The sequence below is a fragment of the Serratia sp. CoH_134_PS_4 genome (assembly GCF_058190535.1).
The window spans coordinates 104,995-123,126 of the sequence record NZ_JBXWKI010000012.1 but is presented as its reverse complement, the minus strand read 5'-3'; the positions used below and the strand labels follow the sequence as shown (position 1 = coordinate 123,126).

The following is an 18,132-nucleotide window of genomic DNA, read 5'->3' as shown; positions in this document are numbered from 1 at the left end:
GACCTGATTTTTGATGCTCTTTAACCTGAAAAAGTTCATTGGCGCCATTTTAATGCCGTTACCTGCGCTGCTGCTGCTCATGGGACTGGCGCTGTTACTGCTCTGGTTCACTCGTTGGCAAAAAAGCGGCAGGGTCATTTTGACGCTGAGCTGGCTGTTTTTATTGCTTTTCAGCCTGCAGCCCGTGGCCGATAGGCTGTTACGGCCCATAGAGTCAGAGTATGTCACCTATCGCGGCACTGACCCGGTAAACTATATCGTGGTACTGGGGGGTGGCTATACCTTTAACCCGGACTGGGCACCAAGCTCCAATCTGATCGGCAATAGCCTGCCGAGGGTAACAGAAGGTGTGCGTTTATACCTCGCGCACCCTGGAGCGAAAATGGTGTTCACCGGGGCCGGTGGCCCGCATACCTTGAGCAACGCGGCGACGGCAGCGCGCGTCGCGGAAAGTCTGGGTGTGCCGAACAGCGACATTGTGTTGTTGGATCGTCCGATGGATACAGAGCAGGAGGCATCACAGGTGTCTAAACTGGTGGGTCAGCAGCCGTTTATTTTAGTGACATCGGCTAACCATTTGCCAAGGGCCATGCGGTTCTTTGAAGCCAAGGGGCTTTACCCGATTCCGGCACCGGCCAATCAGTTGGCCATCAGCTCGCGTTTGAACATTTGGGATCGCGTCGTGCCGTCGGCGATGTTCCTCGGCCACAGCGAGCGCGCCTGGTATGAAACGCTGGGCAGCCTGTGGCAGTGGCTGAAAGGAGCCGATGAGGTTTCTGTCGACTAACGGGCCTTAACCGGCAAGCCAGGGCAACAGCTGTTTTGAGGCATAATCGAAGGGTTGTCGCTCAAGCTTGCCGGTATGGACTAACCGCCCAATCGCTTCCCACACGACATACAACCAACGCCGTGCCAGGAAGGACTCCGCAACCGGTGCCCGTTGCAAATAATAGAACAAGAGCTGACTTGGCATCCCCGCCTCACACAGCCGGAATAACTCATATTCACGTGGAGCCCACAGCATCATTCCCGGGTTCAGCATTGCCAACAGCTGGTCACTTTTCGGATCTTTCAGCATGCTGCGCAACGACAGGTTACCGTGCACCAGCACGCAGGGATCGTCGAATCCGACAAAAAAATGGGTCAGTGCTTCGCGCGTACGGTACAACAAACGGCGATCGGCCATGGTCAACTGTGGCGAGTTAAGATTGCAGACTGTCGACCACAACACCTCTATCCGCTGTTGATACCAACAAAACCAATCATTTTCCTGGGTGCTGTCAACCGTACCGACGCAGCCATGGCTGTCGATACGGTGCCAGGCCAACACACCATCGACAATCTGTTCCATTAGCGTATTCCACCGGTTCGGCGTACGCGTTGGTGCTTCTGCAGATACGCCACGTAACCGTTCGATCAACAAGATTTCTTTATAGGGCGCTTGATGGGTATAGACCACGCCATACACCGTCGGCAGGCGAATATCCCCTTCCCGGGACAGCATCGATAACTTGTAAGACTCTTGTTGGGCGATACCCTGACAGACAAAGCTTTTTGCCATTAGCGGGATCGCATGGCCTTGTTGGTCATACAGCGAATACATGTGTGCATAAGGCTGTTCGCTAACGCGTTCCAGTCGGCTGATCGGTTCACCCAGCACAATACTCAGTTCGGCGCGTAACTGCTCCATATGAAAATGGCCTCAAGAGGAAAAGAAGAGACGCTGATATCATCGAACGGTGAGCAGAAAAATTCTTCAACGCAGATCAACAAAATGGGGATATAAGAAGGGAAATTATACCGCCGACGCGCTGTGTGACGCGCCGACGTTCAATGCTCAGCCTTTGATACTGTCGCGCACGCGCTGCAGATCTTCCGGCGTATCAACACCCACTGTCGGCACTGCTTTGGCAACCGCTACGTGGATTTTTTCACCATACCAAAGCACCCGCAACTGTTCCAGCAACTCTATCTGCTCAAGTTGGCTTGGTGCCCAGGTGACATAACGGCGCACAAAACCGGCACGATAAGCGTAAATGCCGATATGGCGTAACAGGCTGTCACCAATGCTTTCTTTGGATTGCGCAAAACGCTCACGATCCCAAGGAATAGTGGCACGTGAAAAATAGAGTGCATAACCCTGCGCATCCATAACCACTTTGACTGCATTGGGGTTAAACGCTTCTTCTGCGCTGTCGATTGGCACCGCAAGGGTCGCCATACCCGCTTGGCTACCCGCCAGGTTTTCAGCGACCTGACGTACAATGACCGGTGGAATCAGCGGCTCGTCACCCTGGACATTAACAATGATTTCGTCATCGCTAAAACCATAGTGCTCAATCACTTCCGCAAGACGCTCGGTACCGGAATTATGGTCGGGCCGGGTCATGCAAACTTCACCACCTGCCGCTTTAACCGCATCAGCTACCGCTGGGTGATCGGTCGCAACAATCACGCGGCTAGCCCCTGACTCACGTGCACGTTCCATTACGTGCACCACCATTGGCTTACCGTGAATGTCGGCCAAAGGTTTCCCCGGCAAACGGGTTGATGCATAACGTGCTGGAATAATAGCGATAAAACTCATGCGTGTTTCTCATCCAATGACAGCGCCCGCGCTTCATTTTCCAGCAGGACGGGAATGCCATCGTGCAGCGGATAGGCCAGGCCATCCACTTTACACACCAATTCCTGGTTTTCTTTATTGAAATAGAGCTTACCGTTGCAGACCGGGCAGGCAACGATTTCGAGTAAACGGTGGTCCATGCTTCCTCCAGGGTGGAGATCTAACGTACGGAAAGTGGGTGAGGATAGCATAACGCTATGCGCCAGGTTAATCATCGGCTGTTTACCAGGGCACTTTTAATCTGCAAAGGGGATTGAATTGCCTTCAACGCAGGCGTAGAATTTTGTGACTTGAGTCACAAAAATAAATTTATCATGATCAAACGTATTCATAAGATCATCGCCCTGTTTGCCAACTTCAGCAACTGAGGCACCCCATTGTAACGAGCGGTGCTGGAATTCGTTTTACCCACGCCCAAAGTGCCGTTCGTTATACCACCTCCCAGCCTTCACCCCACTCAACGGCCAGTTGCGCCGGAATATTACCCACCAGAACCTGTTTCGCCCCGTGCCATTTTGCACTGCGCGTTATCGCCTGTCGGATATCCTGCGCACGCTGTTTACCAAAACGAACCTTGGCCTGCGGATGGAAACTGATAATTTCAAAGACACCTTGCCGACGATGCATTTTTGCATCAATACGGCCTATCAACTCACCCCGCTGCAATACAGGCAGCGTGAAGTAACCATATTGCCGCTTTTCTTTGGGTGTATAACATTCCAGCCGATAGTCAAAATTGAACAGTTCCAGCGCACGGCGACGGTCCCAGACCACGGGATCAAAAGGGGAAAGTAATGTGGTCACGCTGGATTTTAAGGTTCCCTGCTCCGCCTGTTGTAGCTCCTTCGCCAGTGAATGGTGCACGTAAAACTCGCCGTCCAAGCCGTCGATCAACACGGGTAACACATCGCCCTTTTGTTGTAACGACGCCAGCAGTGCTTTCGGGGCAACACGTTTCAAACGGTAGTAATCTGCCAACCATTCGGCTTTGAAGAGCCCCAAGAAACGACAGGTGCGGCTGAGCATCTCATGCCGCGCATGCTCGGTGGATAACGTGTGTCGGCTATCATCCCAATGCGGCAATAGCCTTTCCGTCAAATCGTAAACACGGTGGAAGTTGCGCCGTTCAGCAACCATCAACTTACCCGCAGTGAATAAAATTTCGAGGTGGCGCTTTTCCGGTTTCCAGTCCCACCAGCCGCTATTTCCTTTTTTCTCTGCACTGAAATCCGCCGAACGAACCGGGCCACCGGTTTCAATATGCCGTAAGAGCGACGCAATTGCCGACTGGTGTTCCTGCATCCATTCTTCGGAATACTTCCACCCCATCTCCTGCGGCTGCAACATGCGGTGGCGCAACAGGCCAAAATCTTCAATGGGTAAGAAACAGGCTTCATGCGCCCAATACTCAAACAAGCGGCGGCCCGCCAGGGCCTGCTCCAACCATTCTGGCTGATAGTCGCCCAGGCGACTGAAGAGTACTAGGTAAGGGCTACGCGCGACCACACTGATGGTATCAATTTGCAGGAGTCCCATACGCTCAATAGCGGCAACCACATCGTCGGGTTTGGCTTTGCGTTTCATTGGGGATAACAGCCCTTGCGCAGCAAGATGGAGTGCACGGGCGGCAGTCAGAGAAATAACCGGGGTAATCATCCTGAAATCCGAAACGATTAAACAATCGTTTGATAATAGTGGATATCGGGAAATTTATCTTCGCCAGTGCTTGGGGTGGCGGCACCGGCACTGGCGAGGAAGGGGATGGGTCAGAACGCGATAACGTCTGCCGCAGACAGCCCATGAGAGCTGCGATAGATCGAGAACTCGACGTTCTGACCTTCGTTTAGTGATTTATTTTTAGTATTGGCGATAGAACGACGGCTTACATAAATTTCGTCGCTGCCATCTACCGGTGAAATAAAGCCATAGCCTGCAGCCTGATCAAACCATTTCACACGGCCCATTTGTAACACAGTATTTTTAAACATAACTTATATCCTTTTACTTGAGCATCCTTAACAACGTCATTTTTATTATTGTTGGACGCTACCAGCCCATCCTAAAGTTTTTCGTAAGAAACCTCTCGTGAGCAAAAATTAAAAAACCCGCACAATGGCGGGCTTGTTGAACTTAATATCTTCCGCAATGAATCAGCTAAACGCCTCATCATGGTTGTATTAAGATCTCTTTACGTTATTCCCTGTTTACTTACAGAGCAACAACGTTAGCGGCAGCCGGCCCGCGCGGGCTGTCCTGGATGGTGTACTCAACACGCTGGCCTTCAGCCAGAGTTTTGAAACCGTCGGTCGCGATTGCGGAGAAGTGTACGAATACATCTTTACCACCGTCGTTCTGTTCAATAAAACCAAAACCTTTACTTTCGTTGAACCACTTAACCTGACCAGTCTTCTTAGACATTAACATTTACCTTTTAAATATATATATACAAAACCTGCCATAAGGCAATTTAGGCCGTTTTTAGAAACATTACTTATGGGAGGTACTTAGAAGGTTCGTCTTTGAAGCGGAATCAGATGATAACGTTTTGGGAGGAACTACTTAACTCTATACTCGAACATAAATAGGTCTGCATCACAGGCCGACTTGCATTTACTCACAAATCCGTCATTTGCACAAGAGGTTTATTGCCCTATTTTAATCATTCCTGCGGTTAATTTTTTATGTCTATGATTGTGCATGGATTAATTTATCTTTTTTTACGTAAAACTCGTGGCCTCATTGCCTTCTGGATGTCTATTTCGCCCGCTATTCTTTGTTCAAATGAGAGCTAACGCATAAAAATCTAATATGCTTGCCCAAGCTATAACAAAAGCTAATTCACATAGCTAAACTTGAGGTGAAAACAAGGCGGATGGCCGTTTAGCCAGTACTTTTACCGTCAAAAATAATATTTTTCAGATTATACTGAATGAAGGAGCTATGCGCATGACCGCCCAGCAGTTCGTCTCACCGAATGAAATCCGCGCCAGATTCTCACATGCCATGTCAGATATGTACCAGAAAGAGGTGCCTCTGTATGGTGATTTGCTCGAACTGGTGGCGGAAACTAACCGACAGGTTCTGCGCGAAGATGCCGCACTGGCTCACCAATTACAAATTACCGGCGAAATCGAACGGTTGGCTATGGAACGCCATGGTGCTATTCGAGTGGGCACCGCAGAGGAATTAGCCACCTTGCGGCGGCTGTTCAACGTTATGGGTATGTCACCTGTCGGTTACTACGATCTGGCCGTGGCCGGTGTCCCGGTACACTCCACCGCGTTTCGTGCGGTACATGAAGACGCGTTGCAGATAAGCCCCTTTCGTGTTTTCACCTCATTATTACGCCTTGAGCTGATTGAAAACCCAGAGCTGCGCGAACTGGCGCAACAGCTGTTGGCACGTCGCCGCATCTTTACTGAACGGGCACTGGAACTGATCGTATTACAAGAAGCTCAGGGCGGATTGGACAACAGTCAGGCAGATGAATTTGTCGAGCAGGCACTGGAAACCTTCCGCTGGCACAGCCGCGCAACGGTCAGCGCAGCCGAATATCAGCAGTTGCACGACCAGCACCGCCTGATTGCTGATGTAGTGGCGTTCAAAGGCCCGCACATTAACCATTTGACGCCACGCACACTCGATATAGACCTTGTTCAACAGTCTATGCCAAGCCGGGGCATTACCCCTAAAGCCGTCATTGAAGGCCCACCACCGCGCCGTCGCCCCATTCTTCTGCGTCAGACCAGTTTTAAAGCCCTAGAGGAAAACGTCGACTTTGTTGAACATGACGGTCGCGCCGTTTCAGGACACCACACTGCACGGTTCGGTGAAATTGAACAGCGCGGTGTAGCACTGACAACGAAAGGCCGTGCGCTGTACGATCGCCTGTTACAAGCAACCAATGATGCTTTACAGGCACCCCCCAGTGAAAAAAATGCGGACCGCTACAATCAGTTACTGGCGGAACACTTCAAGGCATTTCCCGATGACTATGCAACCTTGCGTGAACAACAGCTGGCTTGGTTCCGCTACTTCCCGACAGAGTGCGGGCTGGCGGCAAAAGACGCGCTGGATCCCCACAGCACGTTAGAACAACTGATCGCACAGGAATACATTCGTTTCCAACCCTTGGTCTATGAGGATTTTCTGCCTGTCAGTGCGGCGGGTATTTTCCAGTCGAACCTGGGCGACAGTCGGCACGCACAATACAACGCGAGCTCAAGCCGAGCGGCGTTTGAGTCGGCGTTGGGTGCAGCGGTGATCGATGAGTTATCGTTGTATGAACAAACGCAGCAGCGCTCGATAGAAACCTGCGCGCAAGCTCTGGGGCTTCACGCGCTGGCCGTTTGATTTACTTTTTCAGCAGTTTTTCAACGCTATGCAGCAGTTGCTCAGCCTGCTCGGGGGGAAGTACCGCGTCGACCGGTAAATACCACCAGTTGGGCTGGGCAAAAGCACGGCATTTGACCGCGTCTTTTTCAGTCATCAATAATGTTTGCCCAGAGGAGACCAGTGCCGCCAATGGCGCGTGCTGATATTCCTGATGATCGGCAAACGCCACTTCTTTTTCGACATCTACGCCCAGCTTTTCCAACGTGGCAAAGAAGCGCGGTGGATGACCAATACCTGCCATTGCCACCACATGCGGTAGTTCAACGGCTGGCCTGCGCTCACCGCTGGCGATGTTCACCGCATCACGCGCCTGCAACTGCATAGCAATTTCGCCCGGCTGCGCTACACCGCCGTTGGCAATCAACGCATCCACGCTGTTCAAGCGTGAAGCACGTTCTCGCATCGGGCCCGCAGGCAACCACCAACCGTTGCCAAAACGACGCACACCGTCAATGACAACCAATTCAAAGTCACGCTGCAACGCATAATGCTGTAAACCGTCATCGGTAATGATCACATCAAGCGGTTGCTGCTCAAGGAGTGCCTGCACCGCTTCAGCACGCTTAGGTGAGATAGCGACTGGCGCACCGGTACGTTGATAAATCAACACCGGTTCATCACCTGCCTGTTGAGTGGTGGTATCTGCATTAAGTAACAGCGGATAAGCCTCTGCTTTACCGCCGTAGCCGCGCGAAACCACACCCGCCCGGTATCCACGCTGCTGCAATTGCTCCACCAGCCAGATCACCATTGGCGTTTTGCCATTGCCACCGGCGGTGAGATTCCCCACCACCACGACCGGCACCGGTGCGCGCCAACTTTTACGCAGGCCACACCGGTAACTGAGTCGAATCAGGCTACTGACCAAGCCATACAACCAAGACAGCGGCAACAGCAGCAGATAGATCAGTGAACTTCCTGACCAGATGCGCTCAATCATTATTGACCAAACTGCATGCGATGAAGCTGGGCATAAGCACCCTGCTTTTCGAGCAATGCGGCATGCTCACCACGCTCCACGATACGACCATCCTCTACGACCAGGATTTCATCGGCCTTCTCAATGGTTGACAGGCGGTGGGCAATGACCAACGAAGTGCGGTTCTTCTGTAATTCATCCAACGCAGCCTGAATAGCACGTTCCGATTCGGTATCCAGTGCCGAGGTGGCTTCATCAAGAATCAGGATCGGGCAGTCACGCAGTAAAGCACGGGCGATAGCAATACGCTGGCGTTGGCCGCCAGACAGCATCACGCCATTCTCGCCGATAACCGTATCCAGACCATTTTCCATTTTCTCAATGAAATCCATGGCGTAGGCCATGCGGGCGGCCTTTTCAATCTCTTCGCGGCTATAGCGATCTTCACGCGCGTAAGCGATGTTGTTGGCGATAGTGTCATTAAACAAATGTACGTTTTGCGAAACCAGTGCAACCTGGTCGCGCAGCGATGCCAATGTATACTCACGCAGATCGTGGCCATCCATCAGGATCTCGCCTTCCTGCACGTCATAAAAACGCGTCAACAGATTGGCAATGGTCGATTTACCCGAACCAGAACGGCCGACCAACGCCACTGTTTTACCTTCTGAAATGCTCAGATTGATATCACGCAGCGCCGGTGTTTCTTTACCTGGGTAGAAGAAAGTCACGTTACGGAATTCGATATCGCCTTTCGCCCGCGCAACTTCTCGGGTACCGGTATCTTTTTCCTGCTCCATATCCAGAATAGAGAAGAGCGTTTGGCAGGCTGCCATCCCACGCTGGAACTGGGCATTGACGTTAGTCAGTGATTTCAACGGGCGCATCAGGGCGATCATTGAAGAAAACACCACAGTGATAGTACCGGCCGTCAGGGTTTCCATCACGCTTGGGAAGCTGGCGGCATACAGCACAAAGGCCAATGCCAATGAGGCGATAAGCTGAATAATCGGGTCAGAAATCGAGGAAGCGGAAACCAGCTTCATGCCCTGTTGGCGCATGCGGTTACTGACGGAGTTAAAGCGGTCGGTTTCAACCTGCTGGCCGCCAAAGATCAGGACTTCTTTATGCCCCTTAAGCATCTGCTCGGCACTGGTCGTTACCTGCCCCATCGTATTCTGCATGTTTTTGCTGATATTACGGAAGCGTTTGGAAACGATGCGGATTGCAATAGAAACAATCGGCGCCAGTACGATCAGGATCACCGACAGTTGCCAGCTGTAGTAGAACATCATGGTGAACAGCGCGATGATCGACGCCCCTTCACGCACCACGGTCACCAACGCACTCGAAGATGATGACGCCACCTGCTCGGAATCATAGGTGATTCGCGACAACAAGGTCCCCGTAGACTGCTGATCAAAGAAGGAAACCGGCATCCGCATCATGTGACCGAACAATCGGCGACGCATGTGCATCACCACCATGCCGGAAACCCACGAAATACAGTAGCTGGAGACAAAGCCCGTTGCCCCGCGCAAAACCATCAAACCAATAACAGCCAGCGGCATCCACAGCAGGATGCTGCTTTCTGTTTTCCCAAAACCGTCATCCAATAAAGGTTTAAGCAAAGACAACATAAAGGCGTCGCTAGCCGCGTTCAGTACTAACGCAATGGCGGCCACAATCAGCCCGGTCTTAAAAGGTGTGATCATCGGCCAGAGGCGACGGAAAGTCTGCCAGGTGGAGAGATCTTTATCATTCATCATGCAAATACCAGCATCGGAAGAAATAGCGGCCTATTTTACTCATTATCACCCTCTACGCCAAACCGCTGATGGTACCAACGGGGCATTAATTGTTCACGAAAGCCTTTAATTTGCCAATTGTTGTCGAAAAAAAGTACGGATAACTGACCTGAGCGTGAAGTATCGTGCCATGCGATGCCATTTTCCCGATATCGGGTGACGACCTTAGCAGCAGGTAATCGCCATTTATTGTAGCGAGATGCCGACGCGATTGCCGCCACCGGTGCCACCGCACGTAAAAACGGCGCTGTGGATGACGTTTTGCTGCCATGGTGCGGCACCTGCAGCACCGTAGCGGGCAACGAATGGCGTTGCTCTCGAACCAACTGTGTCTCTGCCCTTTTTTCTGCATCTCCCGTCAACAATAGGCTGTATTTCCCATCATCGATGCGGATAACACATGAATCGTCATTTCCCGCCATTTTTACCGCCTTCGGCGGCCACAATACGTGAAACTGAAGCGCTTGCCACTCCCAGCGCTCACCCGCGACGCAAGGTAAATGCCCCGCACCAAACCCTGGGCTCCTTACCGTCGCTTGTGGAAATGCACGTTGTATCTCGTCAAGACCACCTGTGTGATCCAGATGATCATGACTAAGAATGATTTGCTCCACAGACAGTCCTCGCCAGTTAAGAAATGGCAAGATATTCCGTCCTGCGGCACTGCCTGCCCCCCAACGGGGTCCGGTATCATACACGATTGCCTGCCCGTTTTTTTCAATCACTGTCGCTAATCCATGTCCAACATCAAGCATATCGACACGCCAGCGGTATGGCGGTTCTCTTTCACGCCACAGCAGGCAACACACCGCCAACGTTGCCAGCCCCGATGCATAGCGCAACCACCAGTGAAAACGCCAAAAAACCACCAGTAGCCAACCGGCGATACTGACAGCCAAGGATGCCGAACCGAGATCAACCCAACCCCGCTGCAAATAATGCAACGGCATAAATACCGCAAGCAGCGTCAAATCCGCTAACCACCATAACCCACCGCTCAATATCGGCCAGGTGCCGCAAAGAACCGCGACCAAAATAACAGGAACCGTCACCAGTGAAACCACGGGTACCGCCCACAGATTGGCTGGCATAGAAGTTAACGTCAGGCCGAGAAACAAAGCGGCCTGCATAGGCACCAGTAATAAGGTGATACCGAACTGGATATGCAGCCAGCGCACAGGCGCCCAGTACCAGGCGGAACGAAAACGGGCACTTAACGGCACCCATTCGAACCAGAAAATGAGGCAGGCAACCGCCAGCACCGAGAGCCAGAAACTGTCTGACAACACCGATAGCGGATCGCAAATCAGAATAAGGGCCACGCACCACAGCCACACCTGCCAGGAACTACAGTGGACACCGCGTAAACGCAGCAGCATCCATAACGTCAGCGCCAGGGCAGTTCGCACCGCCGGAGGTTGTGCACCAGCCAACCAAACATACATCAAGGTGCCTAGCCAACCTGCTAACAGTGGGAAACGGTAGCCGATGAGATGTGCAGGTAATAGCCGTTGAACCGCTCGTAGCGTCGCCCAGATCAATATCGCCGCCATGGCCACATGAAGGCCTGAAATGGCCATGAGGTGTGCAATGCCGGTTTTCAGCATCAGAGTGCGTAATGCCGGGTCCAGCGAGGTTCTTTCGCCAAAAGCCAGAGCCAGCAACACCGATTTATAGCGCAGGTCACCGATGTTGCTCTCGGCATGGCTGATAATACGCTGCCGCCAGTTGCAACTTCCCTCAAGCAGTCTCGCGCGTCTTACCTTCGCTGTCAGCGGTTGACGTTGCGCCATCGCCCAGCGTTGACTATCGAATCCCCCCTCATTGAGCGTGCCGTGCATAGGCCTCAGACGCAGCTGAAGTTCCCAACGTTGTCCGGCGCACAGTGTTGGCTCTTCAGGCTGCCAGAGGGTAGTAAAGGCAATAGATGGCATTAGCCAGCGTCCATTAACCTGTTCGATGTTCATCACCGTTTGTTTACTTGCTGCAGGTACCAAAGTTACATTGCCAACCTGTACCACCGCCGTCACTTCCGACCCACGACTCAGCCATTCCACTTGCGCCACCAACTGCCCGGCGCAGAAGACCGCCCACAGAAAGCTCAGGGCCCACCAGCCAATAAATTGACATATCGTCCAGCGGAAACGCAGCATCAGGCTGGCAGGTAAAACAGCCCCCAGAGTTGTTAATCCATCGGGCAATTGTGGCAATACCAATAACGGCAGAATGCCACAGACAACAGCGATAGCTGCCAGATCCAGCGAAGTCTTGATAGGTCTTTCTCCCGAAATAAGGCGGCAATCCAGCCGCCGGTATCACGGGATTGTTCACATATAGATCAATGTGTAACAGTTGTAATCAAAGGATTCACGGCTAATGCCGCACAATAACCGTCGCTGTTGCTGCTCCAGCCTGAAACTTGCGGCATCACGCGCAAGAAAATACAAAAAGCAGCGGGTTCGCCAACTGATAGTCAAAAAAAAACGGCGCCCAAAGGCACCGTTTTATATTTTTTCACAAGCAACAACTCTATGGTAGTCAGCGACTAACCATAGATATTGGCACGGTCACGCAGCTCTTTACCTGGCTTAAAGTGAGGAACGTACTTGCCGTCCAGCTCAACCTTATCACCAGTTTTCGGGTTGCGACCCACACGCGGAGCACGGTAGTGAAGAGAAAAACTGCCGAATCCGCGGATCTCGATGCGCTCACCATCGGCTAGCGTAGCAGCCATATGTTCTAGCATCTCTTTCACTGCATCCTCAACGGCTTTCGCCGGTACATGAGATTGCTGGCCAGCAAGTCTTTCAATAAGTTCAGACTTGGTCATAGTTCCTCCAAGCTTTGCAGCTAAACTACCGTATCGGGGCGGTTAACAAACCGCCCCCCGTCATTACTCGCCTTTAGCCGCTTTGAAAGCTTCAGCCATAGCGTTAGAGAAGTTGCTTTCTTCCTGTTTGTTGTTAACAGTAGCGATTGCATCTTTCTCGTCAGCTTCGTCCTTAGCACGTACGGACAGGCTTACTACGCGGTTCTTACGGTCAACGCCGGTGAATTTAGCTTCAACGTCGTCACCCACATTCAGAACCAGAGTTGCATCTTCAATGCGGTCGCGAGAGGCTTCAGAAGCACGCAGGTAACCTTCTACGCCGCCTGCTAATTCAACTGTAGCACCTTTGGCGTCAACTGCAGTGACTTTACCAGTAACAATAGTACCTTTCTTGTTCATAGACAGGTAGTTATTGAACGGGTCTTCAGCCAGTTGCTTCACGCCCAGGGAGATACGCTCGCGCTCTGCGTCAACTTGCAGAACAACCGCTGCGATTTCGTCGCCTTTCTTGTATTCACGTACTGCTTCTTCGCCTGCAACGTTCCAGGAGATGTCAGACAGGTGAACCAGGCCGTCGATGCCGCCGTCCAGGCCGATGAAGATACCGAAGTCAGTGATAGACTTGATTTTACCTTCAACGCGGTCGCCCTTGTTGTGGGTTTCTGCAAACTGCTGCCATGGGTTGTTTTTGCACTGCTTCAGACCCAGGGAGATACGACGACGTTCTTCATCGATGTCCAGAACCATAACTTCCACTACATCGCCCACGTTGACAACTTTGGACGGATGGATGTTTTTGTTGGTCCAATCCATTTCAGAAACGTGTACCAGACCTTCAACGCCTTCTTCGATTTCTACGAAGCAGCCGTAATCAGTCAGGTTGGTTACACGACCAGTCAGCTTGGTGCCTTCTGGGTAACGTTTCGCGATAGCAACCCATGGATCTTCGCCCAGTTGCTTCAGGCCCAGGGATACACGAGTACGCTCGCGGTCGAACTTCAGCACTTTAACAGTGATTTCGTCGCCAACATTGACGATTTCGCTCGGATGCTTAACGCGTTTCCAAGCCATATCAGTGATGTGCAGCAGGCCATCAACGCCGCCCAGATCAACGAATGCACCGTAGTCAGTCAGGTTCTTAACGATACCTTTAACTTCCATGCCTTCCTGCAGGTTTTCCAGCAGTTGATCACGTTCTGCGCTGTTCTCTGATTCGATAACCGCACGGCGAGAAACTACAACGTTGTTGCGTTTCTGGTCCAGCTTGATGACTTTGAACTCAAGCTCTTTGCCTTCCAGGTGCAGAGTGTCACGTACTGGACGCACGTCTACCAGGGAGCCTGGCAGGAACGCACGAATACCGTTCAGCTCTACAGTGAAGCCACCCTTAACTTTGCCGTTGATAACACCGACGACAGTTTCAGCTTCTTCGTAAGCTTTTTCCAGCGTGATCCAAGCTTCGTGACGCTTAGCTTTCTCACGGGACAGCAGAGTTTCACCGAAGCCATCTTCAACAGCGTCCAGCGCAACATCAACTTCGTCGCCTACCTGGATTTCCAGCTCGCCCTGTGCGTTTTTGAATTGCTCAGCCGGGATGGCAGACTCAGATTTCAGACCGGCGTCAACCAGTACTACGTCTTTGTCGATAGCAACTACAACGCCACGAACGATGGAACCCGGACGGGTTTCGATTGTTTTCAGGGATTCTTCAAAGAGTTGAGCGAAAGATTCAGTCATGTTTAATCTTCAGGGTTCTATAGTTTAACGTCCATTTAGCATCCCGCCGAATGGGGTTGTTTCACATACCCCGCCATTGGCTCCATGCCGACAGGGTTTAGGTTACAGGGGTAAAATTTTACCCGATATAGTTCGATACTACCATGACAAATATGACAAAAAGCCAATAACGCCGCCGCGCTTACTGCTGCGGCAACGCTAAAACTTCATGTGCATAAGTCAGCGCACGCTGGATGACTTCGTCGATCGACATGCTGGTTGAATCCAGCACGAGGGCGTCAGAAGCCGGCACCAGAGGCGCGATAGGCCGATTACGGTCACGGTCATCCCGTTCCTTTATCTCGGCTAAAAGACGTTCAAAGTTAACATTAAAGCCCTTTTCCTGCAACTGTAGCATGCGGCGGTGCGCACGCTCCTCAGAGCTGGCGTCCAGGAAAATCTTGACTGGCGCATCAGGGAACACCACGGTGCCCATGTCGCGACCATCGGCAATCAGGCCCGGGAACTCACGGAAAGCCCGCTGACGACGTAATAACGCTTCACGTACACGTGGGAAAGCAGCGGCCTGCGAAGCGGTATTGCCGACAGTTTCAGTGCGAATTTCATTGCTGACATCCTCACCTTCCAAAATAACCTGCAGTTTGCCGTCCTGGGCAATAAAGCGAACATCGAGATGTGCGGCCAGTGGAACCAGCGCCTCCTCAGACGTGATATCGACCTGATGATGCAGCGCCGCTAACGCCAGCACGCGATAGATCGCGCCGGAATCAAGCAAACGCCAACCAAGAGACTCGGCCAACGCTTTACACAACGTGCCTTTGCCTGCGCCACTTGGTCCATCAACGGTTATCACCGGAGCTGTAGCCGTCATTTCTCTCTCCTTCAGGTAGAAAACCTCGCAGGGACATAACCTGCCATCAGCACAATGCGAAAGCATAATTAAACGCGTCCCTGCCGTCCGCCCAGTCGGGCAGTCAGTCACGGTGGCGCATTATACGCTGCCAAGCGGCGAACTGTTACCCTGGAACTGTCTGGTTGTTGAAAATAAGCGTATGACCGCGCAAAAGTATAGCGGACGCCCCAGGCAACGAGGATTAAAAAACGACAAAGGCCCAATGAAGGGCCTTAAAAGAAAGCATCTGACTGCAGTTAGGCTAATTGACTGATGCGCGCCAGCTGTTCGAAATAATCCGGGAACGTTTTCGCGGTGCATTTCGGATCCAGAATGGTGACTGGCGTATCCGATAGGGCCACCAGTGAGAAACACATAGCCATACGGTGATCATTGTAGGTACCGATATCGGCAAACGTCAGCTTAGCTGGCGGTACCACGTGAATGTAATCTTCCCCTTCATCCACTTCGGCACCCACTTTACGCAGCTCTGTCGCCATTGCTGCCAAGCGGTCGGTCTCTTTCACTCGCCAGTTATAGATATTACGGATAGTCGTCGGGCCTTTGGCAAATAAAGCCGCAGTTGCGATGGTCATCGCTGCATCCGGGATATGATTCATATCCATGTCGATACCCTGCAGTTCACCGCGGGTACATTCGATATAGTCATCCCCCCAGGTAATACGCGCGCCCATTTTCTCCAGCACGTCGGCAAACTTGGTGTCCCCTTGCACGCTTTTTTTGCCAATGCCCGTTACGCGCACGGTTCCGCCCTTAATTGCCGCCGCCGCCAGGAAGTAGGAAGCAGAAGAGGCATCACCTTCCACCAGATAGTCGCCAGGTGAACGGTAGTTTTGGCGGCCATTAATGTGGAATACGCGATAGTTGTCGTGGCTGACCTCAACACCGAAAGTACGCATCAGGTGCAGCGTGATATCAATATAAGGCTTGGAAACCAACTCACCTTTGATATGGATGTGGGTATCTTGTTCAGCCAGTGGCGCTGTCATTAGCAATGCGGTCAAGAACTGGCTGGATACGCTGCCGTCCACGGTCACATCGCCACCGTGGAAACCGCCGCGCAGACGCAATGGGGGATAATCCGTTTGCTCTAAATAATCAATCTGTGCGCCGCCCTGGCGCAGGGCATCAACCAGATGACCGATTGGGCGTTCTTTCATGCGTGGTTCGCCGGTCAACACCACATCATTGTTGCCCAGGCACAGTGCTGCCGCCAATGGGCGCATTGCCGTACCCGCATTGCCAAGGAAGAGTTCAAGCGGCTGACTGGCCACCAGCGGGCCGGCAACACCCTCAACTTTACAGGTGGTGCGATTGTCAGACAGCTGATAGCTCACGCCCAGCGCCTGTAGCGCATTCAACATATGGCGCACGTCGTCGCTGTCCAGCAAGTTGGTCAACGTCGTCGTCCCCTCAGCCAGTGCAGCCAGCAGCAGAGCACGATTGGATACGCTCTTGGAGCCGGGTAAGTTGACGGTGCCATTGACCAGGGCGACCGGTTGTAACGTCAGGGAATCCACCATGTGAACAAAAATCTCCAAAATCTGATAAACGAAACGGCCCCGGGAATAATGCCGGAGCCGCTTTAACGCAAAAGGACAACAGCGAAGGCTACCCGCTCATAGCAGGCAACCGAGCTTAACCGTGACGACGTTCGAAGTCAGCCATAAAGTCGGTTAATGTCTGCACGCCGGCCAGCGGCATTGCATTGTAAATGGAAGCACGCATACCGCCAACCACTCGGTGCCCTTTCAGCGCCTGCAGGCCAATGGCCTCAGCTTCACTGAGGAACACTTTATCCAACGCAGAGTCAGCCAACTGGAACGGCACGTTCATCCAGGAACGGTTGGCGAGAGCCACGCGACTGCGGTAGAAATCGGAGTTATCAATGGTTGCATACAGCAACTCGGCTTTGGCCTGGTTGCGTTTGTGCATTTCCACCAAACCGCCCTGCTCTTTTAGCCATTTGAACACCAAGCCAGACAGGTACCAGGCAAAGGTCGGCGGAGTATTAAACATGGAGTCGTTCTCGGCCAGCACGGTGTAGTCGAGAATCGATGGCACTTCACGGCGCGCCTTACCCAGTAGATCTTCACGCACGATCACCAGCGTCAGGCCTGCTGGGCCGATATTTTTTTGCGCGCCGGCGTAAATCACGCCAAAACGGCTAACGTCCAGTGGACCAGATAAAATGGTGGATGAGTAATCACCGATCACCACTTTATCAGCACCGAAGTCAGGAACCTCATCGATCGCCACGCCGTCGATGGTTTCATTCGGGCAATAGTGCACGTAGGCCGCATCGTCGCTTAACTGCCACTCTTTCATCGGTTTGATACCGAGCAGGCCGTCAACAGACGTTTTTACGTCAATGGTGTTTGGTGTGCAGTATTTTTGCGCTTCGGTAATGGCACTGTGTGCCCAGTAGCCACCGTCAATATAATCGGCAGTGGTTTTATCACCCAACAGGTTCATCGGCAGCGCGGCAAATTGCGCACGGGCACCGCCGTGGCAGAACAGCACTTTATAGTTGGAGGGGATTTTCAGCAGATCGCGCAGGTCCTGCTCGGACTGCTGGGCAACTTCGATAAACTCTTTGCTGCGATGGCTGATTTCCATCACGGAGGTGCCAAGACCATGCCAGTTGCACAATTCCTGTTCCGCACGACGCAATACTTCAACCGGCAGCATGGCCGGACCAGAGCTAAAATTATAAACCTGAGTCATTTCCCCTCACCACATTCACTATTCGCCAATGATACTGGCCTACCGAAATACGCCCGAACTATCCCATCGGTTTTATCACTCGCGCCCCCCGCCTGCAATGGTTATTCGCCCTACGCGGGGAAACCCTCCCCCTCGGCAATAACAGGCTCTGCCAAATGACCGGCGTTTTCTGCAATA

General features: G+C 52.3%; 16 protein-coding genes. 2 read left to right on the top strand and 14 right to left on the bottom strand.

What is annotated here, in order from left to right; all coding sequences use genetic code 11:
* Positions 1-13: 13 nt before the first annotated feature.
* On the top strand, positions 14-787 hold the full coding sequence (gene elyC, locus AC2FCQ_RS18545) for an envelope biogenesis factor ElyC (RefSeq protein ID WP_490308734.1): 774 nt from the start codon (positions 14-16) through the stop codon (positions 785-787).
* Between the two features lie 6 nt (positions 788-793).
* Here the strand turns inward: elyC and AC2FCQ_RS18540 are convergent, their stop codons facing one another.
* From AC2FCQ_RS18540 to cspE, 6 genes are all read right to left on the bottom strand, one after another.
* The gene (locus tag AC2FCQ_RS18540) at positions 794-1,690 is read right to left on the bottom strand and encodes a YcbJ family phosphotransferase (RefSeq protein WP_265555154.1); all 897 of its coding nucleotides are present in this window, start codon (positions 1,688-1,690) and stop codon (positions 794-796) included.
* A gap of 147 nt (positions 1,691-1,837) precedes the next feature.
* Positions 1,838-2,587 (bottom strand): 3-deoxy-manno-octulosonate cytidylyltransferase, encoded by a 750-nt coding sequence (kdsB, locus tag AC2FCQ_RS18535; RefSeq protein ID WP_209632572.1) that lies wholly within the window; start codon positions 2,585-2,587, stop codon positions 1,838-1,840.
* Positions 2,584-2,766: a Trm112 family protein gene (locus AC2FCQ_RS18530; RefSeq protein ID WP_490308735.1), complete on the bottom strand. Its 183-nt coding sequence runs from the start codon at positions 2,764-2,766 to the stop codon at positions 2,584-2,586. The genes kdsB and AC2FCQ_RS18530 overlap by 4 nt, the downstream gene beginning before the upstream one ends.
* 289 nt (positions 2,767-3,055) lie before the next feature.
* Positions 3,056-4,282, bottom strand: a complete 1,227-nt coding sequence (locus AC2FCQ_RS18525) for a winged helix-turn-helix domain-containing protein (RefSeq protein ID WP_490308736.1) — start codon at positions 4,280-4,282, stop codon at positions 3,056-3,058.
* 110 nt (positions 4,283-4,392) lie between these two features.
* Entirely contained in the window at positions 4,393-4,614 is a 222-nt protein-coding gene (locus tag AC2FCQ_RS18520) for a cold-shock protein (RefSeq protein WP_006320799.1), read from the bottom strand.
* 220 nt (positions 4,615-4,834) lie between these two features.
* Positions 4,835-5,044 (bottom strand): transcription antiterminator/RNA stability regulator CspE, encoded by a 210-nt coding sequence (gene cspE / locus AC2FCQ_RS18515; RefSeq protein WP_020826136.1) that lies wholly within the window; start codon positions 5,042-5,044, stop codon positions 4,835-4,837.
* A 528-nt stretch (positions 5,045-5,572) separates the two neighbouring features.
* On the opposite strand from cspE, the gene hglS reads away from it, so the two are divergent.
* Positions 5,573-6,979 (top strand): 2-oxoadipate dioxygenase/decarboxylase HglS, encoded by a 1,407-nt coding sequence (hglS, locus tag AC2FCQ_RS18510; RefSeq protein WP_490308737.1) that lies wholly within the window; start codon positions 5,573-5,575, stop codon positions 6,977-6,979.
* 1 nt (position 6,980) lies between these two features.
* Here hglS and lpxK read toward each other — a convergent pair whose 3' ends face one another.
* The 8 genes from lpxK to serC form a co-directional block, all read right to left on the bottom strand.
* On the bottom strand, positions 6,981-7,961 hold the full coding sequence (gene lpxK / locus AC2FCQ_RS18505) for a tetraacyldisaccharide 4'-kinase (RefSeq protein ID WP_265555166.1): 981 nt from the start codon (positions 7,959-7,961) through the stop codon (positions 6,981-6,983).
* Complete coding sequence (msbA, locus tag AC2FCQ_RS18500; RefSeq protein ID WP_209632566.1) at positions 7,961-9,709, bottom strand: lipid A ABC transporter ATP-binding protein/permease MsbA; 1,749 nt, start codon at positions 9,707-9,709, stop codon at positions 7,961-7,963. The genes lpxK and msbA overlap by 1 nt, the downstream gene beginning before the upstream one ends.
* 35 nt (positions 9,710-9,744) lie before the next feature.
* Positions 9,745-12,039, bottom strand: coding sequence for a ComEC family protein (locus tag AC2FCQ_RS18495; RefSeq protein WP_490308764.1), 2,295 nt, complete (start codon positions 12,037-12,039; stop codon positions 9,745-9,747).
* A 254-nt stretch (positions 12,040-12,293) separates the two neighbouring features.
* Positions 12,294-12,578 (bottom strand): integration host factor subunit beta, encoded by a 285-nt coding sequence (gene ihfB / locus AC2FCQ_RS18490; protein ID WP_004942652.1) that lies wholly within the window; start codon positions 12,576-12,578, stop codon positions 12,294-12,296.
* 63 nt (positions 12,579-12,641) lie between these two features.
* Positions 12,642-14,315, bottom strand: coding sequence for a 30S ribosomal protein S1 (gene rpsA, locus AC2FCQ_RS18485; protein ID WP_020826130.1), 1,674 nt, complete (start codon positions 14,313-14,315; stop codon positions 12,642-12,644).
* Positions 14,316-14,496: 181 nt separating this feature from the next.
* Positions 14,497-15,186, bottom strand: coding sequence for a (d)CMP kinase (cmk, locus tag AC2FCQ_RS18480; protein WP_209632565.1), 690 nt, complete (start codon positions 15,184-15,186; stop codon positions 14,497-14,499).
* Between the two features lie 278 nt (positions 15,187-15,464).
* On the bottom strand, positions 15,465-16,751 hold the full coding sequence (aroA, locus tag AC2FCQ_RS18475) for a 3-phosphoshikimate 1-carboxyvinyltransferase (protein ID WP_209632564.1): 1,287 nt from the start codon (positions 16,749-16,751) through the stop codon (positions 15,465-15,467).
* A gap of 115 nt (positions 16,752-16,866) precedes the next feature.
* On the bottom strand, positions 16,867-17,955 hold the full coding sequence (gene serC, locus AC2FCQ_RS18470; protein ID WP_209632563.1) for a 3-phosphoserine/phosphohydroxythreonine transaminase: 1,089 nt from the start codon (positions 17,953-17,955) through the stop codon (positions 16,867-16,869).
* Positions 17,956-18,132 lie beyond the last annotated feature (177 nt).